The sequence below is a fragment of the Paenibacillus sp. IITD108 genome, assembly GCF_036541265.1.
Taxonomy (GTDB): Bacteria; Bacillota; Bacilli; order Paenibacillales; family Paenibacillaceae; genus Pristimantibacillus.
Window position 1 is genome coordinate 28,690 of sequence record NZ_JAZHCT010000008.1, and the last position, 26,692, is coordinate 55,381.

The following is a 26,692-nucleotide window of genomic DNA, read 5'->3' on the forward strand; positions in this document are numbered from 1 at the left end:
TGGATGTTGCAATAAGCAATAGAAAAGAAACGCCACTACGAGCCAGATTAGCCTTACGACCGCTGTTGTCCGTCAATTTTTTTATCAAATAAGCCAAGATAAGGTGAAAATTGACGGACAAAGGCGGGCGCTACCGCTTCTCCAGCGCCAATCTGGCTCTCCGTTCATCTTTTCTATTGCTTATAAATGAATGTTGCTCACAATCCATCAACAGCTTCCAACTGAACGTTAGCCGGCCTCTGCCCAGGCAGGCATAGCGGTTAAACTCGCACAAGGAAAGGCGGTGCATGACGGGTGAGCTTCTATAAGTTTCTAATATCCAGAATCATTACCTTTATTCTCGTTATCTTTATTGGCATTACAACCGTATTTTTTGTGCCGCGCTTTTTGCCGTCTGACCCGGTAGAAGCGATGATTGGCTCCATGACATCGAAGTCAGCTTTTATGGACCCGGTCGCGGTGGAAAAAATAAGAGAAACACTTAACGAATCCTTCGGTCTGGAGGGCTCCTTGTTTTCTCAATACTTTGGATTTTTAAAGCGAGTCGTGCTGACGCAGGATTTCGGACCGTCTTTGGCCAACTATCCGACTCCTGTCAATGAGATGATTGCCAGAGCTTTGCCATGGACAATGGGGCTGCTGCTTACTTCCACGCTTATCGCTTGGGCGATTGGCAACGGGATCGGGCTGCTTGCCGGCTTCCGCAAAGAGAAGGCGTATTCCAAGCTGCTGGAGAGCATATCGATTATGCTTTATCCGGTTCCCTATTACATTTTGGCGCTTGTGCTCATTATGCTGCTATCCTACGTCATTCCGATATTTCCGCTGTCCATAACGATTTTGAACTATGAGTTTTCATGGGAATTTATTAAAAATGTCATTTATAACTCTGCGCTGCCTGCGCTATCGATCATTTTAGTAGGAACGGGCTGGTGGGTTATAAGCATGAAGACGCTATCGGCGGGCATTGCGGAGGAGGACTATGTTCATTTTGCCAGATTAAAGGGCTTGTCCGAATCGAAGATTATGATGAAATACGTTATGCCTAACGCGACATTGCCGCAAATTACGATGCTCGCGCTGCAGATTGGAACGATTTTTAATGGAGCGCTTATTACAGAAATTTTATTTGGCTATCCTGGCGTTGGCGCACTTATTTACTCTGGCATTTTGCAGGCGGACTATAACCTCATTATGGGGACGATCACGATCTCGATCATATCAGTGGCCGGCTCAACCTTTATTGTCGATTTGATCTATCCTTTTCTAGACCCTCGAGTTCGGTATAAATAGGCGGTGATAGGATGAAAAATTGGAATTTTAGACTGAGCGCGGGCATGATTATTTTGATTTTGTTTTTAATTCTAGGCTTTATCGTACCGCTTTTCTCGACGGTTAATTCGATGGAATGGGGAACCTATCCCAAAAATTTAAAGCCGAGCTGGGACCATTTTTTAGGCACGACCAATCTAGGTCAGGACACCTTTTGGCTGCTTGCCGATGCGATACGCAATTCCTTTATTATAGGTATACTTGTAGCTTTTTTCGCTACGTTGATCGGGGTCATTTTAGGCTTGTGGGCCGGCTTTAAAGGCGGTATTGTGGATCGGCTCATTACGCTTATGACAGACTCCTTTATCGTTATTCCTTCCCTGCCTATTCTCATTTTGCTGGGGAGCATGTTGAAGGGCAGAGCCTCGCTCCTCTATATTGCGCTGGTGCTTATTATTTTCAACTGGCCCTGGCCGGCACGGCAGCTGCGCTCTATGGCCTTGTCATTGCGAGAAAGAGAGTTTATCAGCACCGCTATTTTTTCCGGACAAAGCACCTTCCGAATTTTGCTGAAAGAAATATTTCCTTTCGTCTCCGGCTGGTCGCTAGCGAACTTCGTCAATACGATACTGGTTGCCATCGGCGCAGAATCCGGGCTTGCCGTGATCGGCATGTCAAGCAACGAGAAATCTACTCTTGGCACGATGATTTATTGGGCAAATCAGCATCAAGCGATGCTGGGCGGGCGCTGGTGGTGGATCGGAACGCCGGTAGTGGCGATCACGCTGATCTTTATAGCTCTATTTCTAGTTATGACCGGGTATCAGCAGTATTCTGCCTTAAGAAGGGGGAAGTAGCATGCTGAAGCTGAACGCAGTCAGTGCGCAGTATAATATTTTGACAGGTTATGTGAAGGCAGTAGATAAAGTAGATTTTGAAGTAAAAGCAAATGAGATTTTCGGCATAGCGGGGGAATCAGGCTGCGGCAAATCGACGCTGCTTAAGGTGATGTATGATTTGATCAGCTATCCGCTGGAAATTAGTCAAGGCTCAGTAGAAATCCATTCCAGAAGCAATGACCAGAAGATTTACCGTAATGGCGAAATTAATAAAAGCTGGTGGAAGGTTATCTCTTACGTGCCGCAAGGCGCGATGCATGTGATGAATCCGGTTAAAAAAGTAAAAACACAATTTTTTGATTCGATCAGCAAGTATCATGGCAAGCAAAACAAAAAACAGCTGGAGCAGGATATTATTCAGTATTTAAAGGAGCTGGAGCTGCCGCCTGAAGTGCTTAAGGCTTATCCCCACCAGCTTAGTGGGGGTATGCGCCAGCGGGTGCTGATCGCGCTGGCCACCTTCTTAAGACCTGACATTGTGCTCGCTGATGAACCGACGACGGCATTGGATGTTATTGTGCAGCGAGGCATACTGACGATGCTGTCCCAAGTACAGAAAAAGATGAAAAATTCTATGGTGATCGTCTCGCATGATATGGGCGTTCATTATCAGATTACAAATCGCATGGGCATTATGTATGCCGGACAGATGATTGAGATTGGGCCTACGGAACAGATTTTTGAAAATCCGAAGCATCCTTATACGAAAATGCTGATCAACGCGCTGCCGAGAATCGGCGACAACAGCCAAAAGGAAGGCATCCCAGGTACGCCGCCTAGCCTGCATCATCCGCCAGCAGGCTGCCGCTTTGCGCAAAGATGCGCGTTTGCAACAGATGTATGCAGAACGATTGAGCCGCTTCGAACAAAGGTTGGAGACGAGCATTATGCGAGCTGTCATTTGCTGCAGGATGCCTATATATAAAGCGGGATAAGGAGGAGCCTATGCCTGATATTTTAAAGATTAAGCAGCTGACGCGGCAATTCAAAATAGGCGGCATGCTGCTGGGCAGCAAAATAACGGCTGTTGATCAGATTGATCTTGCGATTACGGGCGAGAAGCCGCAAATTTTAAGCATTGTCGGGGAGTCCGGCTGCGGCAAAACGACACTCGCCAAAATGATATTGCAGCTGCTCGAGCCAAGCTCGGGGGCTATAGAAATTGATGGCGTGCCGCTATCCTACTATGCAAAGTCCAAGCGGCGCAAAGCATTTTACAAAAAAGTGCAGCCCATTTTTCAAAATCCATTTACATCCTTCAGCTCGCGAAGAACGGTAGAATCCTATTTGTACGAAACAGCTTACAATTTGGATATCGCAAAGAGCAAGCAGGAAGCAAAGCAGCTTATTAAGGAAGCGCTGCAATCGGTTGGTTTGGAGTATGAGCAAATTACGGGCAAATACCCCAATCAGTTTTCGGGCGGGGAGCTGCAGCGCCTGTCTATAGCAAGAGCCCTTATCCCTAAGCCGAGATTAATCGTAGCGGATGAGCCGGTGGCGATGATCGATGCGTCGCTTCGCATGAACATCGTTAATTTGTTCAAGAAGCTGAAGGATGAATACAATGTCAGCTTTATTTATATCACACATGATCTTTCGACAGCTTACTATGTGAGCGATTATATTGCGACTTTGTATCGCGGCAACCTGATCGAGTACGGCAAGGCAAGAGAAATATTAAGCCAGCCCGCACATCCCTACACAGAGCTATTATTAAATTCTATTCCAAGGGTTGGGCAAAAATGGGACGAGGAAGCCAAGCTGCCAGAAATGGAGACGAAGGAGTACGCGATGAACGGCTGCAAGTTTGCCGGGCGCTGCGCTTATGTGAAAGAGGTATGCCGCTCAAGCAAGCCTCCGCTCATGGAGCTGGAAAATGGCCATCAGGTGCTGTGCATAAAGTTTAACGATTATAAGCCTGTCGCTCAAAATGAACCAATTACCCATGCCGTATCACCTATTTCAAAAAATAAATCGATGTAGTGAGGGAGGAATTGAAATGCTTCATCAGCAAGGTTTAGGATTTGATTTGTCGAGTGCTCCTATGATGACTAATGGGAAAACAAGATCGATTTCTGCGGAGAACCCAAAGGGCGAGGTCGGCGCTGGAGGCAAAGAAGCCAGCAATCTGGGCGTTGCCCGCAAAGGGCGGCCATGCATTACGCTGAATCAGGGCGAAACCGTAACATTAGCCGAGATTAACAGTACAGGCGTCATTCAAAACTTCTGGATTACTGTAACGGATCGCACAGAGAAAGGCTATTTTGTGCTGAGAGATTTGGTGCTCCGCATGTATTGGGATGGCGAAGAGGAGCCGTCGGTTGAAGTGCCGCTGGGAGACTTTTTTTGCAACGGCTTTGGTGCCAGAAGCAATGTCAATTCCTTGCCGATCGCCGTCAACCCGACGGGCGGTATGAACTGTTACTTCCCGATGCCGTTCCGCAAATCGGCCAAGATCACGATTGAAAACCAGCATGCCGCTGATATTCACGGCTTCTTCTATCAATTCAATTATACGCTTGTCGATCAGATTCCGGATGAAGCAGCTTATTTCCATGCCCAGTGGAGAAGAGAAAATATTACAACTGAAGCAAAGGATTACACCATACTGGACAATGTAAAAGGTAAAGGTCATTATATTGGCACTTATCTGGCCTGGGCTGCGCTGGAACGCTACTGGTGGGGCGAAGGCGAGATCAAGTTCTTTTTGGATGGGGATGACGAGTGGCCTACGCTCTGCGGAACGGGAACGGAAGATTACTTCGGCGGGGCTTGGTGCTTCTATGAGAAGCGCGACGGCAAAATCGTCGAAGCGACCTATAATACACCTTATCTTGGCTACCCTTATTACTCTAAAACGGATACAACGCGTACAGATATTTTTGGCGAAGACGGCGTTCCGATGCACGGCCTGTACCGCTGGCATTTGATGGACCCGATTCGCTTCGAGAATGATTTGCGTGTGACGATTCAGCAAATTGGGCATAACAGCCGCGACTTATTTGAACGTACAGATGATGTATCCTCCGTAGCCTATTGGTATCAAGCTGAGCCGCATGCACCATTCCCTGCTCTGCTGCCTCCGGAAAGACGCTGGCCAAGATAAAGCTTAGAAGACGCGATTCATCTCTAGATGGGTCGCGTCTTCTTTGTTAAAATATTAGAAAAGTATATGTTTTTATATGATAACTGTTACCTATATTTCATATTTTATAAAATTGGCAAAGATAATGATTAGAATGATCCCAGCCAGTGTAAATTGTTTTAAAAGTTGGAGGGCGTAGCATTGGGTAAGCAACATGAGATGAACGAGTCAAATGAAACGAAACAAAAAAGCAGAATACTTACCGTTCTATGCGCCTTTCTATTGCCGGGAGCCGGTCATTGGTATGCGGGCAGCTATTCTAAAGGCTTGCTGCTGCTTGCCGGTTTTTTGCTGGATCTATTTACCCTCATCCGATTGGCGGAGTGGAATGGCGGCAAGCATCTTTTGCTCATCGTCTACCTAGGCCTTTTGCTGCCGCTATTTTATTATTTTAGCGTATTTGATGCTTTGCAAAGCCTGGAGAAGGAAAAGGAACAAACGCAGCAGTATGCACTTCCTCTTCAAGGTGCGTCATTGGTCCTTATTGGCGTTGCGCTTGTCTTGCTTGTTAACCCGGGATATGCGATAAGAGAGCTGCTGGAGGCCATTGCTCCTTGGCTGACAGGCCTATTGCCCATACTGTTGGCCATATGGCTTGTTCTGCCGACTGAGGAGCTGCGCAGCGGAAATTACAGGCTGGGAAAATATACAGCTTCGCTTGCGATTGCAGCGATTGGCTTGATCGGGCTGCTGGATTTTCGATTTGGAAAATCATATTTTTCGCTTATTCCGACTTTTTGGCCTTATTTATTTGTAGCTCTGGGCCTGGAATTGGTTGTTTACAGCATAGTGAACAGACAGAGGCTGAAGCTTCGCGTATCGCTCGGCAGCTTGCTGTTTGCTTTATTGACGGCCTCGTCAACGTACTTTATTACGCAAAACAGCGATTTGCCGGAACGTTTTTTGGAGCAATTTCAAATTCAGCCCAAAATTGCGAGCGAGCTTGGAGAGGCGCAAGGGTTTCATTTTAATAAGCCAGTTATGAATGTGGCAATGAATGAGAATTTAGCGACGGTTAAAATAAACAATACGAATGGGAATGTCGTTGTAGAAACAGCAGATATACCGTATATTCAAGTTTCTTCACAGGTATGGATAGATTTGAAGGGCGAGCAGGAGGCAAAGGCTGCCGCAGAAGAGGCGCAAGTCGTCATAACGGAAGGGGAAACGATGCTGATCGAGGCTCAAAACAGCGCCTATGGCAGCGACAAGCGGATACCGCGCGTAGATATGCATATTGTGCTTCCGCTCCAGTTATCGAATAGATGGGTAGACAACACAATAAATGATGCTGAGGAGCACAGCGGTGCAGAAGTCGAAGCTGAAATAAATGAATCAGCTGGCGAAGAGACTGGTGCAGAAGCATCTGTAAAAAAATCAAATGAAGCCGTTAAAGAAATAGATGGCTCAGAAGCACTAAAGCCTGATGATATTGTGTCCAATGAGACTGCCGATGCTGACGCTGGTCAAGCCATTGAAAGCACTAACGATAATACAACGGATCAATATTATGGCGTTGACGGTGACCTAGCCAATGATCAAATGATAAGGCAACCTGAGCGGCAGCTGAAAATTGATGTGCAAAACGGAACTGTAACCTTGAAGGATTTGCGCCTGAACAAAGGATTAATTGTGAAAATTGACAGCGGGGATGTCGAGGCGTACCGGATTAGCGCACCGATTCAAATTAAGCTTAACAGCGGAAAAATTAAAATGGAGCAAGTGATCGGCGACAGCACGCTGGAAACTAAAAACGGGATTATTGAAGCGCTGGATATATTCGGTCAAGTGTATGCAAAAGCTACAAATGGCAGCGTCGCCTTAACCCGCGTGGAAAATGCAATTGAGGCGGAAACAAAAAATGGAAATATCGATATATCCTATGCCGCCAGCTCGATTAAAGCGGATACGCTTAATGGCAATATATCAGTAATGAGTCCGCTTGTTAAAGGAGACTGGGATTTGGACAGCTCTGTAGGTGAAATCTCCGCTGCATTGCCGACTGAAGGAGATTATGCGGTGCACGGCTCTGTAACGTTTGGGACAATCACATCCGAGCTTCCTTTTGAAATTGTACGCAAAACGATAAAAGGCAGGAGCGGAACAGGAGCTTTTAGAATACAAATTAATGCCACAAATAGCATTTCTATAAAAGCTTTGCCATAAGCTTAATAGGGAACGTTCATTGACAAAGTATTATTATTGAACGTACAATAGTAATAATAATTATTATTAAGAAGGGCGTGAGGGGAATGGGACTAAGTGTGAAGAAAGCACTAGAACAACTAAAAATGACTGGCGTCCGAATGACCCCGCAGCGTCACGCAATATTAAGTTACTTGATGGATTCCAAATCCCACCCTACAGCGGATGAGATATATAAAGCACTTTCACCGGATTACCCAAGTATGAGCGTAGCAACTATATATAACAATTTAAGATTGTTTGTAGAGGCTGGTTTAGTGCGTGAGCTGACCTATGGTGATGATTCCAGTCGTTTTGATGCTGATTTGTCCGACCATTATCATGCAATTTGCAAAAATTGCGGAGAAATCGTCGACTTCGGCTATCCTCCATTGTTAGAAGTGGAGCGAGCGGCTTCCAAGGAAACAGGCTTTGTCGTGCAAGGACATCGCATGGAGATTTATGGGGTTTGCGCTTCGTGCAAAATGTCGCATGCCAAATAATACCCGAGAAGCCAATTTTATCTAATGTAAGACAATGAACATGAGACGTGCCGTGAAGCGATAACGCTAATCAGCACGTTTCTTTAAATTATAAGAATTTATAAGTTATTCTTATTTAAACAAATATAGAGATAGCAGGAGTGTGATGGAGTGGAGAGGCAGTACCCCCCTAGATACGACAGACGCAGAAAGAGTAAGCTAAAAGTATTTATGCTGTTATTTTTTTGCGGCGTGCTTCTAACGATTGGCGGCTGGTATGGTTATATGAAGTATATTCCTAATAATAATCAAGTTGATCCACAATATAGCCTTGAGCACCCGATTACTGTACAAGGTGAAGTGACCGATTTCGGCGCTATTATTGAAAATGACCTTGTGAAGCTGCCGTTGCCGCTGCTCGAGGAATGGCTTGGCGAGGATAATCCTATCCGTTATGAGGCGGAAAGCGGCACATTAATATTTACAACTGCTAATCATGTATTGAAATTAAAGACGGATTCACTGACCGGCAAGCTGAACCAGAAGTCGTATGAGCTTAGAATTGCTGCAGAATCAAAGGATGGCGTAGTCTATATCCCTACAGCGCCTCTTGAAGAGCTGTACGGTGTGCAGGTAGATTATCATAAGGACAGTGGCATTGTAGCTTTGTTTCAACAAGGACAAGCTGTTCAATGGGCCAAATCCGTTAAAGAAAAAGGTGCAGCTGTACGTACCGACGCTACGATTAGAGCTCCCTATATGATGAAGCTGGCACAGGATCAGTCCTTGCAGGTTTGGAAGGAAGCAGAGATGAAAGGCTGGTACCTTGTACAAACAGAGGATGGCCATATTGGTTATATGGCAGCCAAAGACATCGCTTTGACACAAAGCGAGCAGATTCCACCGTTAGCTAAGAAGGAGCCTTTCGTCGCCTGGAAGCTTAAGGACAGCAAAATCAACATGACCTGGGAAGCTGTTTATAATAAACCGGCAGATCACGCCAAAATCCCGCCAATGCAAGGTTTAAATGTGGTCAGTCCGACCTGGTTTGAATTAATCGACGGCAAAGGCACAATTAAAGGAAAGGCCGATCCCGCCTATGTGAAATGGGCGCATGATCAAGGCTTTCAAGTCTGGGCACTGGTTAGCAATGGCTTTGAGCCTAAACAAACATCAGAAGCGCTGGCAACCGCTGAATCGCGCTTTTCGATGATCCAGCAGCTGCTTGCTTTTGCAGAGATTTATAAGCTTCAAGGCATAAATATAGATTTTGAAAATGTATATACTAAGGATAAAGAGAATTTTGTACAGTTTGTTAGAGAACTAACACCGTTGCTGCATGAGCAAGGCTTGGTCGTATCCGTCGATGTTACGCCAAAATCCAACAGTGAAATGTGGTCCGTCTTCCTTGACCGTCCGGCATTAGGCAAAATCGTCGATTTCATGATGGTTATGGCTTATGATGAGCACTGGGGATCCAGCCCTAAATCCGGCTCCGTCGCATCCTTGCCATGGACTGAAAATTCCATTAAACGGATTTTGGAAGAGGACGGCGTTCCAGCAGAGAAGTTAATTTTGAGCATGCCGCTGTATACGAGAGTATGGACAGAAAAAGCAGGCGAGGATGGTAAAATAAAAGTAACCTCCAAAGCTCTGGGTATGGATGCTGTGAAAAAGATTATAGCAGAAAAGTCTTTGACGCCGGTTATGGATGAACAGGCAGGTCAGCATTATGTAGAGTACAAAGAGGACGACGCCTTGAAGCGGATTTGGATAGAGGATGATGTATCTATAAGCGCACGGGTCGCTCTTGCAAAAAAATATAATCTGGCAGGCGTTGCTACCTGGCAGCGTACATTCCAAACGGCTTCCATCTGGAAAACGATTGATGAGCAATTAAAGAAATAGCTATTATTCCATTCTTTTAAAATAAAAGTTTTACGCAAGGATAAACGATTAAAAAAAGAGCTATCTGAATTGTCATGATAGGGCTGTGTGCCGACAATCAGATAGCTCTTTATAGTAGTAAGTTGTAAGTAGTAAGTAGTAAGTAGTAAGCTCTAGCTGTGCGAATGCTGCTCACTAACGGTAGCTGTTGGCTCTGTAGTCGCTTGATTAGGATCAAGCGTCAGCATCGTGCGGCAGAACATGCAACGGTCCGTTGTGCCGAGCATCTTGGTCTGGCGGTGGCATTCCGGACATTCCAGCGCTGTAGCGCTTGTGGACATCATGCCTGCCCAGAAGTAAACCCCAACGCTGATCAGCAAGGAAATCATGCCAAACACCATAAAGATGCCAGCCATTATTTTCCCGGCGCTTCCCCATAAAACGATGCCTGCAGTTCCTAAAATCATGATCCCCATGCCGGCCATCGTAAATACAAGACCCCATAGGCGGAACTCATTTATTTTGGCAGATTTGAAAAAAATCCTTTTCATACTTGAATTCATCTTCTTCATACCTTTCTTAAGCACTAATTATACAGTAATATTTGACTAAAAAAATTGTCGTACAAGCAGGAAAGTGCTGCAAGCTTGTCGAAAGAGAAATAAACTTTAGAATACCATTATAGCCTAATCAGAGTGGATTAGCTATACGGAGGATATTTGTGGAGATTATAAAAAAGCACTTAATCGATGCTTATCGCGTGAATTCCAATGTTGCTTCATTAATTCTTGTTCCAAGTCCTATATCATCACGACCGCTTATCGAAGGAACAAATGCATTAGTAATTGTCGTTCAGCACAAGGCTGCAGATGACAGTTCGTTGGAGCATGTCATAGTTCGCCAACAAAAAGTTGTAATCATGACACTATCCAAGGCGGAGTTATGTAGTCGTTTACAAAGCGGAATTGAAGTAAATAGCAGCGTGATGGAGTGGCTGGTACGGGGAGAGATTTTGTTGGATACCGATGCATACTGGGCTAATACACGAAAAGAAGTATTGTCTTTTCCTGAAAACTTGCGTGAAATGCGATGTTTTAAGGAGTTTTCATTATTCCTTCAAACTTATATGCAGGCAAAGCAGTTTCTTAATGACGGCCATGTGCTTGATGCTTACAGCAATATTTTGCAGGCGCTGCACCATTGGGCGCATATCGTATTGATTGAGGAAGGGATACGGCCTGAATTGACCGTTTGGAAACAACTGCGCAGAGTCCATCCCGGAGTATATAAGCTTTACGAGGAGCTGTCTGCCAGTCCGGAAACGATCGAGCAGAGAGTTCAGCTTGTCATGCTGGCTTGTGAATTTACAGTAATGAACAAAATGAAAACAAGCTGTGAATTTTTATTCAAAATTATGCGCGAGCAGGAAGAGCCGTGGAGCATGTCGCAGCTTCAGGGGCATCCTAAGCTTGAGCCGATGCAGATAGAGCTTTCTTTAGTTATTCAAAAGCTTGTGACACGCTCCTATATTGAAGAAGTAGCCGTCATGTCCAGTGCCAAGGAAGACTGGATGGAGCTTTGCTATAAAGTAGGAGAGTAGTCATAAAACGTAGATCAATAGTCTTAACGAGCTTGAAAGCACAAAAGCAGAAATAGTCTTAATGAGCTTCAAAGCACGAAAAGCAGATCAGCAGCCTTCCGAATCATTCTCAAGTCGCTCATGGGCGACTTTCGTATTATTAGGTCAGCCAGAGATTTTTGGTTGACCTATTTGTTTTAGGGACGGATGCAAATCTGTAAACTGAGGGGAAATGTGCAAGTGTGGCAATGTAAGTAACTAATTCAATCAAGCATGCAATAGGGGGGCGACTATTGCGAAGAAGGGATCACGCATGCCGCCGGGTGAGTAGTGCGATGTAAGGTTAAGCACGCCACTGGGTTAAGCACGCCGCCGGGTGAGTAGTGCGATGAAACGATCAAGCAAGCCACTGGGTTAAGCATGCCGCCGGGTGAGTAGTGCGATGTAAGGTTAAGCACGCCGCGGGCTCATTAGTGTGATGGCACGATCAAGCAGTTGCTGGCCGACTAGTGCAATGAAACGATCAAGCAGTTGCTGGCGGACTAGTGCGATGAAACGATCAAGCACGCCACCGGCCGATTAGTGCGATCAAACTGGTCAGTCGTTCCGCTATTTTGCGTAAAGCCCCGTTTTGAAGGGGGGAAAGTGACAGACGTTCCGCTATTGAGCAAAAAAGAGGTGAAATACCTCTTGATAGAGTCGAATAGCGGAACGTGTGACCGCCAAAACGGAAAAAAGGTGATTTTAACGCCAATAACGGAACGTGTGTCCACCTTATTACGCCTTTGTCGGAAGAGTTGACTGAGGAGAAATCCACATGCTTGATTCACAATCCTGTTACGTCGCACGTGTAACATAAAAAGCTGCATAGTGTGCTAAAGTACCATTTTACGCAGCCATATTCTCAACACCTTACACAAATTGTTACGCTAAAAGCACCTTGAAGCACCTTGTTCATGGTAGACAACCATTAAATTCTTCTTAAAATAGTTGCAAAATAAACGCCAAATAAATAAGATAGATAATGTGACTCAAGAAGGAAAGAGAGGGCAGAGGTAAATAGTAACATAAGCGCCAGAGCTTGAGCGACGATAAAGATGCATATTTGCATATAAAGTGCACAAGCTGACGAGGTGGGGGTGTTCGAATGATTCGGCGGGGACCCTCCGGTACAGAGCAGCTGACCGAAAGCTTTTACCCAAAACGATTGGGCGACCAATCCGACAAAGGTAGAGCAGGCTGCAAACATTTCTCCTACTTGTCCAATACGCTGCCGTGGAGCTGACATGGACAGGAGAACAACAATTGCATTGTTGCAAATATATAGAATTAACCAATCGTTCAATACGTCTATGCTGCACACTGGCAGACATTCGGTCAAGCGGGAAATAACCACTACCGGAGGTCATTTTAATTATGTGCGGAATTGTTGGATATATTGGCAAGCGTGATTCACAGCCTATTTTGCTGGAAGGATTAAATAAGTTGGAATATCGGGGCTACGATTCAGCAGGTATTGCTGTTCTTACTTCGAACGGACTTGAAGTAGCCAAATCTCAAGGAAGATTGGCCATATTAGAGGACAGAGTTAAAACGGATCCTCTGCGCGGCTCGATCGGTATCGGTCATACACGCTGGGCTACGCATGGCGAGCCATCTGATTTGAACTCCCATCCCCATACCGATAACTCTGCAAAGTTTTCCGTTGTGCATAACGGAATTATCGAGAACTATATGCAGCTTAAAGAGCAGTTGATCGGCAAGGGCCATCAGTTTGTTTCGGAGACAGATACGGAGATTATCGCTCATTTGATTGCGGATGAGTATGACGGAAGTCTTGTGGAAGCTGTTCAGCGGGCTGTACGCCAAATGCGCGGCGCTTTTGCGCTTGGCGTGCTGACCGAGTATGAGCCGAATAAGCTGATAGCTGTACGCTATGCCAGCCCGCTTATTATTGGGGTTGGAGAGGGAGAGAGCTTTATCGGCTCCGATATTCCAGCTATACTTGCCTACACGCGCGATATTTATATATTGGACGATGGAGAAATGGCAGTATTGACACCAGATGGTGTTGAGCTGATGACCATTGATGGAACGGCAGTTTCCAAGCAAGTACACCATATCAATTGGGATCTGACCACAGCTGAAAAAGCCGGATATGACCATTTTATGCTAAAGGAAATATTCGAGCAGCCAAGAGCCTATCGCGATACGATGCTTGGAAAATTAAGTGCGGCTTCAGAAAAGAGCAGCAACAGAAATCAGAGCCAGGTTGATCTAAGCGAGCTTGGCATGACGGATGAGTTTATACAAACGATTGAGAAAGTGCATATTGTGGCTTGTGGTACAGCGTACCATGCAGGCTTGGTCGGAAAATATGCAATTGAATCGTTAGTACGCATTCCTGTGGAAACGGACGTCGCTTCGGAATACCGCTATCGCTCGCCAATTATAACAAGTAATACACTTGTTATCGTAGTGAGCCAGTCAGGGGAAACGGCGGATACACTGGCAGCTTTGCGCGAAGCACAGCGTAACGGAGCGCGTGTGCTTGCGATTACGAACGTAGTTGGCAGCTCGATTGCGAGGGAAGCTGATTATGTGTTTGTAACAGGAGCGGGACCAGAAATTGCAGTAGCATCAACGAAGGCTTATACGACACAGCTTATTGCGTTCTATTTGGTCAGCCTGTACTTCGCTGAAGCTCGTCACACGCTTACAAGTGAAGCAGCGGCAGAGCTTATCGTTAGCTTACAGCAGCTGCCTGAGCAGGCCGAGCAGCTATTGCAGCAATCAGAACAGCTGCAGCAGCTTGCGGGATCGCTCGCTGACCATAGAGATTTATTTTTTATTGGCCGTGGGCTAGACTTCGCGGTTTCGCAAGAAGGCTCATTGAAGCTGAAGGAAATTTCCTATATTCATTCTGAAGCTTACGCAGCCGGGGAGCTTAAACATGGAACCTTGGCATTAATTGAGCAAGGTACACCTGTAGTGGCACTTATTACTCAAGACGCTTTGTTCGAGAAAACAATGAGCAACATTAAAGAAGTGAAGGCTCGAGGCGCTCATGTATTAGCCATCGGGTCTGCTCATATGCAAGATGAACTGCTAAAGTCAGTAGATGAAGTGTTTACGCTGCCGCAAACGGCATCGCTTTTATCCCCTGCATTATCCGTTATACCGCTGCAACTGCTATCTTATTATGTAGCTGTTGCGCTCGGTCGTGACGTAGATAAGCCAAGGAACTTAGCGAAGAGTGTGACGGTGGAGTAGGGGGTATGTTTGATGTCCAAGTCTATGATTCATTACAATTAAGTTTTGCTCTAAATAATTAAATTTTGTTCTGGGGGATTATTTCAAAAAAAAGTTTTGTTTTAACTGACAAAGAGGGCAACCAGATGAGAATTACTGGTTGCTCTTTTTTAAAGGGGAAAGAGTTATGGCGGACTCAATAGGTCAGAAGATAAAAAAGATCAGAAAAGCACAAGAGATGAATCAAGTTAAGTTCTCTTCAGGTTTAGGTATATCTCAAGGTAGGCTAAGTGAAATTGAAAAGGACATTACAAAGCCTTCTGCAGAAACAATTATTGCTCTTAGAAAGAGATATAGCATTGATTTAAATTGGTTATTTGATGATGAGTAGTTATATAAAGACGTAACTAAAAAATGTAACTGTTTTTCTTTTGTGATTGTTCTGATACTCAGAACAACCTTTTTATTGTAATTGGACTTTTGTAATTTATATTTTAAATTTGAGCGATGGAGTTCAAGTCTAGCACAGTGAGTGTGGCTTTCTAAAAGCCGTTTACAGTACTGGATATCTTGTGGTACCTAAAAAATAATAATTTTGTTCAACTATCAAATGAAAATAGGATCAACCAGAAAGAACTGGTTGATCTCATAATACTAACGGGGCAGAATAGCGAGAGGATAAAATAATTTATTGTGATATTTCTTTTAATAGGTAAAAAAACACAGATTAAGGAGGTGGAATTAAATGCAACTTTCTATTCGTTTTACTCGATATGATAGTTAAATACGGAAATTTCTATACGCAAGATGGTCATCCTAGATCCCTGAAACTTACTTCCATTCTTTGCGTCTAATGATAGATGGGGGGATGTGTATGAACAAACTCTGGATAGTTGTTTGCTTTTTGCTAATTTTGCCTGCATGTAAAGGTGATCTAATACGTGACGTCCAAGCGCCTGTAGCCACGCAGTTGCAGGAAAATTCCTAAGCGACGGGAATACCTTCTAGCCAAGGAGTCGATGAAAATGCAGAACTGTCTTTCATTGATTTTGACAAACTTTCCAAGCAAGCCTTAAGACTGACCACCACTACCGGACCCGACTACAGTAGTGATGATCTCGAAACGATGAGCCAAGAAGATTGGCGGAAGGATTACACCGAGGTTGTTAAGCGATATGCTGAGAAAAATTTATTCTCAGAAATATCCTTTATTAATTCACTCGACGGATTTTATAATCCCAAATATGTCTTGGTTGGCAATGACAACGGTCTTGTATATCGTGTCCAGCTGGTAAAACACTATAATTATGGCGGGATCTGGACAGTAAGAGATCACGCGGAGATTAATGAGGCAAATTCGGCTACCCAAAATGAGATAATCGAGTATGCGATCATTGATATCGAGGAAGCAGAAGAGCCTATAAGCAGTTGGGCACAGGAAATCATTACAAAGGATAAGGCTGCTGAAGAATACTTTATTGGGGATAGCTCGAAAACATATATTTTGTTGACATCGGATCCAGGGGAATCCATTGAAGTAATGGAAATCAAAGCGGCTGATTCGAGCATTTCTATACAATACGCGAATACAATCGTTGATGAAGAGATGTATGGGCGGCAGCCATATGTGCTGATCCAATTCGACTCACTTGCAATGGATATCATTATTCGCAAATATGCAAGCCGGACTACGAAAGACATTCGGCCTTTCATGCCTTAATCCAGCAATCGGAGATGAACCCGCTATAGTTTATAGCCAAGAAGACCTTGTGAAAACCTTGAGTTGAAAGGCTTTTTCTTTGGCTATTTATATTAGTATGATATTGATTGTTCCTTGTAAAGCTTACAATGTTTTAATCAGGTAAACTTTTCACCCTAAGTAGTTCTGCTAACGGGTACGATAATTGAATAAAACTTATTGTTGAGCAGGATACAGCAGTCTGCTCATTCTATTATTCTAACGTGGCGTGAAACTGATTATAGTTCACGCCAGTTTTACTTTATAAGTACATCCAACGTTGATATCGCTTGGCCACACATGCGAAATTAGAAGATGATTGTGTTCTTATCCATACAGCAAGAGGTTCAATTATTGTTCTGCGTGCAGCCGACTAATCGTGCGCGCTGGTCCCGGCGTCCGGCGTCATGCGGCGCAAATACTGCTTCGGTGTACAGCCGTTGAAGCGGCGGAACAATTCGTAGAAATGCGCCATGTTGTCGATGCCGACCGAGCGGGCGATGTCGACTACGCTTTCTACTTGTGTAGCCAGCGCGCGTTCGGCGGCGGCGATACGCTTGCGATTGACGTAGTCGGTGAACGGCACGCCCATCGTTTTCTTGAAGTATTTCGAGAAATAGTGGTAGCTCATGCCCGCCATACGGCTGACTTCCTTCAGTTCGATCCGCTCGGACAGTCTTTCCTCCACATAAGCTAATATCGGCCCGATCGTGTCGCGATCTACATATTCGTGGGATTGCAGTAGTCCGCGGCTATCGGCACGCAGCAGGGTCAGCAGCAGATGCTTGATATGCATGGCCGCCGCAATCTCGTGGCCGATTGGGCGCGAGATGATTTCATCATGAATCTGTTCGATGATCCGTCCCACGTCAGCGCGCGCCTGCTCATTTTCTGCGAATATATAATTCAAATCCTCTAGCGGCCGCATGATCTCGGCAAAATGCCGGTAATACGGCATCATCGCCGGATCAAAATAAGGCTCCAAATCGACGTGCAGCACGATATATGACAAATCGCTTTCGCTAAGACGCTGTGCAGCGTGCAGACGGGATGAGCCGATAACGACAACCTCGCCCGGCTCCAGATCGAAGATGCGTTCCGGCGTATATAGCCGGTGCTTGCCCGTCTTCACCAGAATAAACTCAATTTCTTTATGGTAATGCCACTGGGTAGGCGGCTTTATGTGCGCCAGCGGGCCCGTTGAGGTGAATTCCCATACTTTTATGCACAGCAGCGGGTTTTGATAGTGAATAGGCTCTTGGAAAATCTCCATCAATTATCCCTCGTTTCGTAGTGGAGGACAAATTTGGATACAATTCGGACAAATCGCGGAATAGCGCAGTTGCCCGTTTGGCGATATCCTCGCATTAAGTACATTATACATGGAAACAGGGAGTGGAAAGCGATGAAAGTAGCAATTATCGGCTGCGGCGGCTTGGGTAACGTCCATGCTGACAGCTATACAGCTATGCCCGATGTAACAGTTGTGGGTGTTTGCGACCTGGAAGAGGCGCACGCACGAGCGGTTGCTAATAAAACCGGTGCTCACATATATGCAGATTATGATCAGATGTTGGCCGAGTCCGGCTGTGATATCGTCAGTATTGCACTGCCGAGCCATCTTCATGCGGAGTTTGCGATTCGCGCGGCGAGAGCAGGCAAGCATGTCATTTGCGAAAAGCCGATAGCGTTGCGGTCGGAGGATGCCGAGCGTATGGTCAGCGAGTGCGAACAACACGGTGTTGGCCTGTATGTGGGCCATGTCGTTCGCTTTTTCCCGGAATATGTGCGTGTGAAGAATCAGATCGCCGATGGCAAACTCGGACAGATCGGCGTTGTACACGCCAAGCGGGCCGGCGGTCATCCGGGACTTGCCCGTTCCTGGTTTGCCAATGACAACCTGAGCGGCGGTGTGGTGGTGGATCTGATGGTCCACGACCTGGATTTCCTAAGCTGGGCGCTTGGTGAAGTCAGCTTAGTCTACGCTTTCCGGCAGCGTTCGGAATGGCAAGACTACGCAACGGCGACTTTGCGTTTTAAAAATGGAACGATCGCCAATGTCGAAGCGCATTGGGGTTATCCCGGCGGCTTCCATACGATGCTGGAGGTGGCCGGCAGCAGCGGTACAGTGCGCCATGATAGTCGTAACTCCAATTCGCTGACGATCCGCAAAGCTGCATCGCAACAAGAGGGTGCGCGTTTCGCGGAGATACCTCAACGCCCTGAGACGCTGAACCCTTACGCGAAGGAACTGCGGCATTTTATCGAGTGTATTCGTACCGGCGGACAACCGATCGTCACGGGCCGCGACGCTTGCCGGGCGCTGGAATTGGCGCTTGCCGTTGTGGAGTCCGCAGAGACGGGCCGCGTCGTATATCCTGCCGCATTATCCACAAAGGGGGAGACGAAATGAACAAGCTTAAAGTAGGTATGATTAGTTTCGCGCATGGGCATGCGTTCTCCTATCTGAACGCGTTGCTTGCTTTGCCGGACGAAGTCGAGGTTGCGGCGATTGCCGATTCCTCTTATGACAGGGTCGCGGCGGTAGTCGAAAAGCATGGCATCCCGTATTACGCCGACTATCGAGAGCTTTTGGCGACAGATATTGACGCTGTTGTCATCTGCTCGGAGAATGTCCATCACGCTGAACAGACGATTGCGGCTGCTGAAGCGGGCAAGCATGTGCTGTGTGAGAAACCGCTGGGCATTTCAGTGGAAGAGATGGAGCGAATGATCGAGACATGTAAGCGTCAAGGCGTTCAACTGATGACGGCATTCCCATGCCGCTATATTCCAGCCGTCTCGGAAGCTAGAACTGCGGTTGAGCGGGGCGATATTGGCGACATCATTGCGATTAAGGGGACGAACCGGGGTTCGATGCCGGGGGGCTGGTTTGTGAAACCGGAACTGTCGGGAGGCGGCGCTCTGCTTGATCACACCGTACATGTGATGGACTTGATGAATTGGTTCATCGGCTCGCGGGTGCAGAACGTATTTGCCCATGCCGATACGTTGTTCCACGAAGGACTGGGTGCCGACGATGCCGGCATGATTCATGTGCGCTTCGAAAACGGCGCAGTCGGCGTTTTGGATACAAGCTGGTCGCGCACGCATTCGTTCCCGACTTGGGGCGATGTGACGATGGAGATCATTGGGACAAAGGGCGTTATCTCGGTAGACGGCTTCGGGCAAAAAAATGAATGGTATGATGACGCTCGGGGCAAGGGCATCTGGGACTACTGGGGCGATTCAATGGACGGCGATCTGGTTGCAGCGTTCGTCCATGCCATTCGTCGCGGCGAATCGGTACCGATATCGGGCGAAGACGGTTTGCGTTCGGCGGAAGTTGCACTGGCCGGCTACGAATCCGTTAAAGTCGGACAGCCGGTTTCGTTGAAATAACAGGGAAGCGGCGAAAGCGGGGCCAATGTCATTAAGGATGGCCTCCCTTATATTTGTTATAATGTGATTTTTAAATTAACCCTGTACGGTAAAACATCTTTTTACTGTACAGGGTTAATTTTATGCAATTTGCCGTTTATGCTGAAGGTTATTTACATGAAATAAGGGTAATGAATAAGTAATGAAAAAGGTATTGACGAAATATAGGGTAGGGGGGTATACTGTAGTTATTAAAACATCATTCTCTATTTATTAAAACATCACTATCTAATTCATGAAGGGACAGATGAAATATGAAAAACGTGACATTACATGTACAAGGTATGAGCTGCCAGCATTGCGTGAACTCGATTGAAGGTGCGCTGAAGGAAATCGGCGTAAGCGGAAAGGTGAACCTGAAGGGTGAGTCAGTCGATGTGTCGTTCGATGAGCAAAAGGTTTCCCTGGTTCAGATAAAAGAAGCCATTGAAGAACAGGGATATGACGTAGGGTGAGCTAATCGACAAAGGAGTGAGGCATTGTGGAATCGACAGCAACTAAGACGAAACAGTCGTCTTTTCAAATAACGGGCATGACTTGCGCAGCATGCGCCAACCGGATTGAAAAAGGGCTTAATAAATTGGATGGCGTGACTACAGCGAATGTAAACTTCGCACTGGAAAAAGCGAATGTCACCTACGATCCAGTCAAGGTAGATGTAAAAAACCTGGAGGATACGATTAAAAAGCTTGGATATGGCACGGTCACGGAAGTGGCGCAGTTTAATCTGGAAGGGATGACCTGCGCAGCCTGCGCTAACAAAATTGAAAAAGGACTTAGTAAGCTGCCCGGTGTGACCAATGCAACGGTAAACTTTGCGATGGAAACGGCACGCGTCGAGTATTCGGCGGGTGAAATCACGATTGAGGATATGCAGGCGAAAGTCAAAAAGCTGGGCTACAAAGCTCAGGTCAAACAGGAAAACCAGAACGCGGGAGATCATCGCGTTCGTGAGATTCGTGAGCAAAAAAGGAAACTTCTCATCTCGGCCATTCTTTCTTTTCCGCTATTATGGACGATGGTTGGTCACTTCTCATTTACTTCATGGATTTATATGCCGGATTTCCTGATGAATCCTTGGGTTCAACTCCTGCTGGCCACGCCGGTACAGTTCTATATAGGGAAGCAGTTTTATGTCGGCGCGTATAAGGCGCTCCGCAATCGCAGCGCAAACATGGATGTTCTGATTGCGCTTGGAACATCGGCAGCGTATTTTTACAGCCTGTATCTAACGATCGACTGGTACACCGCTGGGGATCAGATGCATCATGGTCCTTCGCTTTACTACGAAACCAGCGCGGTGCTAATTACTCTCGTCATAATGGGCAAATTGTTCGAAGCGCTGGCCAAGGGACGTACTTCGGAAGCAATCAAGTCGCTGATGGGGCTGCAAGCAAAGACGGCTTTGATTATTCGGGATGGCCTAGAAATAACGATTCCGGTGGAAGACGTTATCGTAGGGGATGTGGTGCTGGTTCGACCTGGCGATAAAGTGCCAGTGGACGGCCAAGTGCTGGATGGCGTGTCATCGGTGGATGAATCCATGCTGACAGGCGAAAGCCTCCCAGTCGAGAAGAGGGCTGGCGATGCCGTTATTGGAGCTACTATCAACAAAAACGGTATGCTGCGTATCAAGGCCACCAAAGTTGGCAAAGAAACGGCGCTTGCTCAAATCATTAAAGTCGTAGAGGAAGCGCAAGGTTCCAAAGCGCAAATTCAACGGGTAGCCGATGTCATCTCTGGCATATTTGTTCCGATTGTTGTAGGGATTGCGATCGTGATGTTTCTGGTTTGGTACTTCTTCATTACGCCAGGCGATTTCGCCCACGCTCTTGAAATTGCCATTGCAATTCTCGTTATTGCTTGTCCATGTGCCCTCGGTTTGGCTACGCCAACTTCGATTATGGCCGGTTCTGGCCGCGCTGCGGAACTGGGTATTCTGTTCAAGGGCGGCGAGCATTTGGAGCAGACGCACAAGATCAATGCGATCATTCTGGACAAAACAGGTACCGTCACAAAAGGCAAGCCGGAGCTGACCGATGTGATCACTCAAAACAACGAAGCGGATTTCCTTCGACTTGTCGGCGCGGCAGAGAAAAATTCGGAACATCCACTGGCAGAAGCGATAGTTACCGGTATTCAAGCCAAACAAATTGAGTTACCTGAAACGGAATCGTTTGAAGCCATTCCAGGCTACGGCATCAAAGCAATGGTAGAAGGTCGGGAGTTGCTTGTCGGCACACGCCGCTTGATGGAGAAATATGACGTGGATGCAAAGGCAGCATATGAGCCGATGTCCCGTCTGGAGGAAGCAGGCAAAACGGCTATGCTGGTTGCAATCGACAATCACTATGCTGGTATGGTAGCTGTAGCTGATACGATCAAGGAAACTTCAAAAGCGGCAGTGAGCCGTCTGAAGCAAATGGGCATTGAGGTCATCATGATTACAGGTGATAATGAACGGACCGCCAAGGCGATTGCAGCCCAAGTTGGCATTGATCATGTACGGGCGGAGGTCCTGCCTGAAGGCAAAGCCGAGGAAGTTAAGAAATTGCAGGCCCAGGGCAAAAAGGTTGCGATGGTTGGCGATGGTATTAATGATGCGCCAGCGCTGGCGACAGCAGACATCGGCATGGCCATCGGTACTGGAACGGATGTTGCGATGGAAGCAGCAGATGTGACCCTGATGCGTGGCGACTTGTCGAGCATCCCCGATGCGATCTTTATGAGCCGTAAGACGATGGCCAATATCAAACAAAACCTGTTCTGGGCGCTGGGCTATAACACGCTTGGCATCCCAATTGCCGCAATTGGCTTGCTGGCCCCATGGGTGGCAGGCGCAGCGATGGCATTAAGTTCGGTATCGGTTGTCCTTAATGCGCTTCGCTTACAACGTGTGAAAATACGCCATTAATCATGAAGATAGCCAAATTGATGAAATAGAAATGGGGAGAGGCGGCAATTGCCCTATTTTTGATGAAGTAAATTGACGAAGGATTCTATATGATAATGAAAGGAGCTTGCCGAGACAAGCTCCTTTTCCTGTAAATCATGAACAGCCCTATTCGTTAAACGTTTTTTCGTAATTGCAATTGTTGTGCTTTATATTCTGTAGGCGACACACCAAAATGTTTTTTGAATAATCTGCTGAAATAAAATTGATCGCTAATACCGACTAAAGTGGCTACTTCCTTCATGTACGTATAACCTTGCATAATCAAATCAGCAGCTCTGCCCATTCTTACATGATTAATATAATTGATCAAGCTTGTGCCTACTTGTTCTTTAAAAACACGACATAAATGATTCTCGCTGAAGTTAACATAATTGGCTATAGTTTCCAAGGTCAGCTTGTCTTTATAACGTTCTTCAATATAGTTGATTACATCTACTATTTCTTTCTTATAGACGGTGACCTCGGTTGTTTTCTCTGTAAGGAATAGACATTCAAAGGCATGTACAGCATAGTTTAAAAAAGCTTGTGAGTCTTTAGAGTGCAAGATGTTTTTTTTACTAAGTTCAAACTGTTCAGGATCACGAATATATACTCTGTTGCTGCTTAGCGGAATGTAATCCAGGCATTTTATAATAAAGTTTTTGAGCGTGAGAGGATGAATGTTGTTTTGTTTGCAATTGTCTGTAAGTGCTTTCAATTCTGTTTTAAATACGGTAGGATCGTTCTCCGTCATGCGCTCAATGATTACTGCAGAATAATCTACATAGTTGGTAAAAGCTATGTCATGCTTCAACGCGATCTCTTTTGAAGAAATAATGACATTATGATTATAAAAATGAATAGTTATTGCTTCTTTACAAGCTTGGTACGCTAGCTTGGCTTCTTCGTACCCGGTAAATTCGTTAGAATATGCGATAACGGGTTCCACCGTAGTATACATTAGTATTAATTTTTGGATGCGTTGGACGAAAACCAGCGGCTCTGATTGATAGTTCTTGAGCTGTTCTAAGGAGACCATCGCAACGATCGAATTTATGTTTGTCTGGAAGGTTTCAATTTCATTTTCGGAATCAGCCAAGTCCAAGAGCATATTCTCGATAAAAGATATAGAAATATTGTTATTAGATTGTTGTTTTGAATCAGCCAGATCGAAAGTAATATAGAACAAGAAGCTTGGACATGATATTAAGTTCAGCTGAATTTTATCGTTCTGCAGCAGATGGGCGATATCAAAATCAGCATTAGTAAAATAATCCTTCAAAACGGAACTTTTGAAGCTCTTTAAATTACTTTGAATAAATTGTTCTCTTGTAACTTGCTCTTGTAAGGTATGCTGCTGTTCCTGAAGCAACTTTCCTGCTTTATGGAGCTGGGAAATGAGGTCCTCTGTCTTAATGCTTATTTTCAACATGTAATCGATTGCACCGAGCAGTAAAGCTTCACGTACGAGCTCAAATTCACCAAAGTTGCTTGCAACAATAACCTTTCCTTTATATTGCCGCTCGTTCAGCTCCCTCATCAATTGAAGGCCGTCCATATTTGGCATTTTTAGATCTGTAATAATTATATCAGGTTTTAATTGTTCGATTAGAGCAAGAGCTTCCATTCCATCAGAGGCAGTTCCGCAAATAGGGAATCCGAGTTTGTCCCAATCAATCATCGTTCGAAGTGCGATTTTTACAATAGGTTCATCATCTACTAGCAATACATTGAACACAATATGATCCCCCCTATCCTTCATTATATAGAAATTAAACCCGAAATTATAATGGGATATCGTACCATAGCAATATCGTTTATTTAAAATATAAGAAAGTATAAGTTTTGTAACCTTATAACTGTTCTTATATTTCATAAGTAAACGCGCCTGTCCAAAGGAAGGCGGAGCTATTTATCCTTGTAGAATTTATAGTATCACAAGCATTGAAAATAACTCTTGCTGCTTTAAGATTATGATAAGATAATCTATAAATTAAATAATATAATCTATATACATAGGGGAGATCTGCAAAGTACGCGTTTATAGGGTGCTTTTTTTGATAGGAATAATGATTTTACAACAAGTGCCTTCACCAACTTCGCTTGAAATAAATAATCCGTATTTTTCCCCATAATGGAGTTTGATCCGCTCATTAACGTTAGTTATGCCTATGCCTGACAATTTATTTTTGTTATCGGATTGATGGGGTTTACTTGTATCAAACCCTTTGCCGTTATCCGTTATTTCAATCTGGATGAGATGGTTGACTTGCTGCACCTTAATCATAATTTCTAAAGGTTTGCCTTGATCGGACAGGCCGTGAATAATGGCATTTTCAGCTACTGGCTGCAGGATCAACTTGGGGATCAGACAATGGAGCAGCTCGTTGTTAATGTCATATTCTACATGGAATCTGTCTGCATAACGAATTTTTTGAATTTCAAAGTAGTGGGACAGATTTTGGAGTTCTTGCTCGATCGTAATTTCCTCGTTGTTATCCAGGATTGTGCTGCGCAATAACTCGGATAATGAGCCGATTCCGTTTATTAGTACCGGTACCTGATTAATGACTGCCAGCCAGCGCAACGTAGAGAGTGTATTGAATAGGAAGTGGGGATTAATTTGAGACTGCAGCATTTGCAGTTCTAATTCCCGCTTTCGTTTCTGATCAATTTTTTGAGTAACCATCAGTTGTTCAAATTCGTTAACCATGCTATTGATTTTGCGGGAGAGCACGCCCATTTCATCATCATTATCATCCTGTATGCGAATGGAAAATTCTCCGTTCGATATTTGATTGCTGAATGCAATGATTCTCTTTATTGGCTTGACAATACTGTTGTTCATAAAGTAGATGATCGTAATACAAATGACGATAATCAACAGGCTGATAAGTGCCATACTGACGGTGATTTTGCTTGTTTCGGAGTTGATATAGGAAAAGGGCATCAACGAAATCAGATACCATCCGATTTGTTCATTATAAATATAAGAAATCTGTTGATCTGTATGGTTGATTTGACCAGAGAAGGATTGAATGCCTTGCTTTTGCTGTTCTTTGATCAATGAAATTAGTTTGGAATCCGTATATTGCTCCCCTAGTGAAATCTGCTTGTCGCTGGCAGACATCACGGTTCCGTCGCGTCCCATTATAATGAGCTTGGAGCCAGTGCCGAGATCAACCCGTGACAAAATGTTTTTTGAAAACAGGTCGCTTCCAATGAATACGAAAGCATAGCCAAGCTGCTCTGAACTGTTATTCTCATCATATATTTTTCGTCCCAGAGCAATCGTGTCATACGATCGAATCGTTTTAATATAGGTTAATCCATCATAAGGGGCATAGTTGTCCACATCTTCGATGGCTTTGTTCAGTGATTGCGTGCTTATGGCCTCAAATCCTAACTCATAAAAAAGGTTGCGATCCTTATCAAATATGCTGACGTTTATGACATGAGACGGAAATATCGTCCGAAATATGGCATCCATCGCAGCTTCTTTAGTTTTTTCACTCATATTTTGTCCATTGTGTCCATTGGACAAATTTTCTTGAACAAATTCGCTGGTTGAAATTGAACCGCTCAAATATTGATAATTTTGCAGCTCGGCGAGCAAGTTTTTATTAACCAGTGTAATAGCTTGAAAGGTTGATTTACTCAGTTTCTCGCTAATGGATTCAGAATAAAGCTTATAGGAATAGTATCCGAGAAAGAGGATAGGGATAACAGAAACGATAAGGAAAGTTCCGACTAATCGGTGCTGAATTTTAAATTTGCGCAGCATAAGTTTTGCTCCTTGTATTTGTTAAAATAATTTTAACATACAGCTTATACAATGCCATATTGAAATACAGGAAATCAAATGGAACGAATAAAAC

Annotated in this window: 21 protein-coding genes; 17 read left to right on the plus strand and 4 right to left on the minus strand. The window is 45.0% G+C overall.

Going from position 1 to position 26,692, the window contains the following annotated elements:
* Positions 1 to 294 precede the first annotated feature (294 nt).
* The 8 genes from V1L65_RS09205 to V1L65_RS09240 all read left to right on the plus strand — a co-directional run bounded on the left by V1L65_RS09205 (position 295) and on the right by V1L65_RS09240 (position 9,890).
* Entirely contained in the window at positions 295 to 1,293 is a 999-nt protein-coding gene (locus V1L65_RS09205) for an ABC transporter permease (RefSeq protein WP_331698838.1), read from the plus strand.
* Between the two features lie 11 nt (positions 1,294 to 1,304).
* Positions 1,305 to 2,129, plus strand: coding sequence for an ABC transporter permease (locus V1L65_RS09210; protein WP_331698839.1), 825 nt, complete (start codon positions 1,305 to 1,307; stop codon positions 2,127 to 2,129).
* Between the two features lies 1 nt (position 2,130).
* The gene (locus V1L65_RS09215) at positions 2,131 to 3,096 is read left to right on the plus strand and encodes an ABC transporter ATP-binding protein (RefSeq protein WP_331698840.1); all 966 of its coding nucleotides are present in this window, start codon (positions 2,131 to 2,133) and stop codon (positions 3,094 to 3,096) included.
* A 20-nt stretch (positions 3,097 to 3,116) separates the two neighbouring features.
* Complete coding sequence (locus V1L65_RS09220) at positions 3,117 to 4,154, plus strand: ABC transporter ATP-binding protein (RefSeq protein WP_331698841.1); 1,038 nt, start codon at positions 3,117 to 3,119, stop codon at positions 4,152 to 4,154.
* 16 nt (positions 4,155 to 4,170) lie between these two features.
* Complete coding sequence (locus V1L65_RS09225) at positions 4,171 to 5,277, plus strand: glycoside hydrolase family 172 protein (protein ID WP_331698842.1); 1,107 nt, start codon at positions 4,171 to 4,173, stop codon at positions 5,275 to 5,277.
* A gap of 180 nt (positions 5,278 to 5,457) precedes the next feature.
* Positions 5,458 to 7,482, plus strand: a complete 2,025-nt coding sequence (locus V1L65_RS09230) for a DUF4097 family beta strand repeat-containing protein (RefSeq protein WP_331698843.1) — start codon at positions 5,458 to 5,460, stop codon at positions 7,480 to 7,482.
* 86 nt (positions 7,483 to 7,568) lie between these two features.
* Complete coding sequence (perR, locus tag V1L65_RS09235) at positions 7,569 to 8,003, plus strand: peroxide-responsive transcriptional repressor PerR (protein WP_331698844.1); 435 nt, start codon at positions 7,569 to 7,571, stop codon at positions 8,001 to 8,003.
* 150 nt (positions 8,004 to 8,153) lie between these two features.
* On the plus strand, positions 8,154 to 9,890 hold the full coding sequence (locus V1L65_RS09240) for a glycosyl hydrolase family 18 protein (protein ID WP_331698845.1): 1,737 nt from the start codon (positions 8,154 to 8,156) through the stop codon (positions 9,888 to 9,890).
* A 152-nt stretch (positions 9,891 to 10,042) separates the two neighbouring features.
* On the opposite strand, the gene V1L65_RS09245 is transcribed toward V1L65_RS09240, so the two are convergent.
* Entirely contained in the window at positions 10,043 to 10,411 is a 369-nt protein-coding gene (locus V1L65_RS09245) for a YgzB family protein (protein ID WP_331698996.1), read from the minus strand.
* Positions 10,412 to 10,590: 179 nt separating this feature from the next.
* On the opposite strand from V1L65_RS09245, the gene V1L65_RS09250 reads away from it, so the two are divergent.
* The 5 genes from V1L65_RS09250 to V1L65_RS09270 all read left to right on the plus strand — a co-directional run bounded on the left by V1L65_RS09250 (position 10,591) and on the right by V1L65_RS09270 (position 16,420).
* Complete coding sequence (locus V1L65_RS09250) at positions 10,591 to 11,469, plus strand: nucleotidyltransferase-like protein (RefSeq protein WP_331698846.1); 879 nt, start codon at positions 10,591 to 10,593, stop codon at positions 11,467 to 11,469.
* A 1,126-nt stretch (positions 11,470 to 12,595) separates the two neighbouring features.
* Positions 12,596 to 12,733: a hypothetical protein gene (locus V1L65_RS09255; RefSeq protein WP_331698847.1), complete on the plus strand. Its 138-nt coding sequence runs from the start codon at positions 12,596 to 12,598 to the stop codon at positions 12,731 to 12,733.
* 131 nt (positions 12,734 to 12,864) lie between these two features.
* Positions 12,865 to 14,721, plus strand: a complete 1,857-nt coding sequence (gene glmS, locus V1L65_RS09260) for a glutamine--fructose-6-phosphate transaminase (isomerizing) (RefSeq protein ID WP_331698848.1) — start codon at positions 12,865 to 12,867, stop codon at positions 14,719 to 14,721.
* A 166-nt stretch (positions 14,722 to 14,887) separates the two neighbouring features.
* The gene (locus tag V1L65_RS09265) at positions 14,888 to 15,091 is read left to right on the plus strand and encodes a helix-turn-helix domain-containing protein (protein ID WP_331698849.1); all 204 of its coding nucleotides are present in this window, start codon (positions 14,888 to 14,890) and stop codon (positions 15,089 to 15,091) included.
* A gap of 735 nt (positions 15,092 to 15,826) precedes the next feature.
* Entirely contained in the window at positions 15,827 to 16,420 is a 594-nt protein-coding gene (locus tag V1L65_RS09270) for a hypothetical protein (protein WP_331698850.1), read from the plus strand.
* A gap of 391 nt (positions 16,421 to 16,811) precedes the next feature.
* Here the strand turns inward: V1L65_RS09270 and V1L65_RS09275 are convergent, their stop codons facing one another.
* The gene (locus V1L65_RS09275; protein WP_331698851.1) at positions 16,812 to 17,711 is read right to left on the minus strand and encodes a helix-turn-helix domain-containing protein; all 900 of its coding nucleotides are present in this window, start codon (positions 17,709 to 17,711) and stop codon (positions 16,812 to 16,814) included.
* Between the two features lie 132 nt (positions 17,712 to 17,843).
* On the opposite strand from V1L65_RS09275, the gene V1L65_RS09280 reads away from it, so the two are divergent.
* From V1L65_RS09280 to V1L65_RS09295, 4 genes are all read left to right on the plus strand, one after another.
* A complete protein-coding gene (locus V1L65_RS09280) occupies positions 17,844 to 18,851 on the plus strand; it encodes a Gfo/Idh/MocA family protein (RefSeq protein ID WP_331698852.1) in 1,008 nt (335 codons plus the stop codon).
* Positions 18,848 to 19,840 (plus strand): Gfo/Idh/MocA family protein, encoded by a 993-nt coding sequence (locus V1L65_RS09285; protein ID WP_331698853.1) that lies wholly within the window; start codon positions 18,848 to 18,850, stop codon positions 19,838 to 19,840. Before V1L65_RS09280 ends, V1L65_RS09285 begins: the two co-directional genes overlap by 4 nt.
* Positions 19,841 to 20,133: 293 nt before the next feature.
* The gene (locus V1L65_RS09290; protein WP_331698854.1) at positions 20,134 to 20,334 is read left to right on the plus strand and encodes a copper ion binding protein; all 201 of its coding nucleotides are present in this window, start codon (positions 20,134 to 20,136) and stop codon (positions 20,332 to 20,334) included.
* A 26-nt stretch (positions 20,335 to 20,360) separates the two neighbouring features.
* Positions 20,361 to 22,793 carry a heavy metal translocating P-type ATPase gene (locus tag V1L65_RS09295; protein WP_331698855.1) on the plus strand — a complete coding sequence of 811 codons (2,433 nt, stop codon included), beginning with the start codon at positions 20,361 to 20,363 and terminating at the stop codon, positions 22,791 to 22,793.
* A 154-nt stretch (positions 22,794 to 22,947) separates the two neighbouring features.
* Here the strand turns inward: V1L65_RS09295 and V1L65_RS09300 are convergent, their stop codons facing one another.
* Positions 22,948 to 24,552 carry a response regulator transcription factor gene (locus tag V1L65_RS09300; protein ID WP_331698856.1) on the minus strand — a complete coding sequence of 535 codons (1,605 nt, stop codon included), beginning with the start codon at positions 24,550 to 24,552 and terminating at the stop codon, positions 22,948 to 22,950.
* Positions 24,553 to 24,855: 303 nt separating this feature from the next.
* The gene (locus V1L65_RS09305) at positions 24,856 to 26,598 is read right to left on the minus strand and encodes a sensor histidine kinase (protein WP_331698857.1); all 1,743 of its coding nucleotides are present in this window, start codon (positions 26,596 to 26,598) and stop codon (positions 24,856 to 24,858) included.
* Between the last annotated feature and the right edge of the window lie 94 nt (positions 26,599 to 26,692).

Bases quoted from the DNA above. Each gene is read 5' to 3' on its own strand.
- V1L65_RS09215 (WP_331698840.1), top strand. From the start codon at position 2,131: ATGCTGAAGCTGAACGCAGTCAGTGCGCAGTATAATATTTTGACAGGT.
- V1L65_RS09270 (WP_331698850.1), top strand. From the start codon at position 15,827: ATGAGCCAAGAAGATTGGCGGAAGGATTACACCGAGGTTGTTAAGCGA.
- V1L65_RS09275 (WP_331698851.1), bottom strand. From the start codon at position 17,711: ATGGAGATTTTCCAAGAGCCTATTCACTATCAAAACCCGCTGCTGTGC.
- perR (WP_331698844.1), top strand. From the start codon at position 7,569: ATGGGACTAAGTGTGAAGAAAGCACTAGAACAACTAAAAATGACTGGC.
- V1L65_RS09210 (WP_331698839.1), top strand. From the start codon at position 1,305: ATGAAAAATTGGAATTTTAGACTGAGCGCGGGCATGATTATTTTGATT.
- V1L65_RS09285 (WP_331698853.1), top strand. From the start codon at position 18,848: ATGAACAAGCTTAAAGTAGGTATGATTAGTTTCGCGCATGGGCATGCG.
- V1L65_RS09265 (WP_331698849.1), top strand. From the start codon at position 14,888: ATGGCGGACTCAATAGGTCAGAAGATAAAAAAGATCAGAAAAGCACAA.
- V1L65_RS09220 (WP_331698841.1), top strand. From the start codon at position 3,117: ATGCCTGATATTTTAAAGATTAAGCAGCTGACGCGGCAATTCAAAATA.
- V1L65_RS09290 (WP_331698854.1), top strand. From the start codon at position 20,134: ATGAAAAACGTGACATTACATGTACAAGGTATGAGCTGCCAGCATTGC.
- V1L65_RS09280 (WP_331698852.1), top strand. From the start codon at position 17,844: ATGAAAGTAGCAATTATCGGCTGCGGCGGCTTGGGTAACGTCCATGCT.
- V1L65_RS09255 (WP_331698847.1), top strand. From the start codon at position 12,596: ATGATTCGGCGGGGACCCTCCGGTACAGAGCAGCTGACCGAAAGCTTT.
- glmS (WP_331698848.1), top strand. From the start codon at position 12,865: ATGTGCGGAATTGTTGGATATATTGGCAAGCGTGATTCACAGCCTATT.
- V1L65_RS09225 (WP_331698842.1), top strand. From the start codon at position 4,171: ATGCTTCATCAGCAAGGTTTAGGATTTGATTTGTCGAGTGCTCCTATG.
- V1L65_RS09305 (WP_331698857.1), bottom strand. From the start codon at position 26,598: ATGCTGCGCAAATTTAAAATTCAGCACCGATTAGTCGGAACTTTCCTT.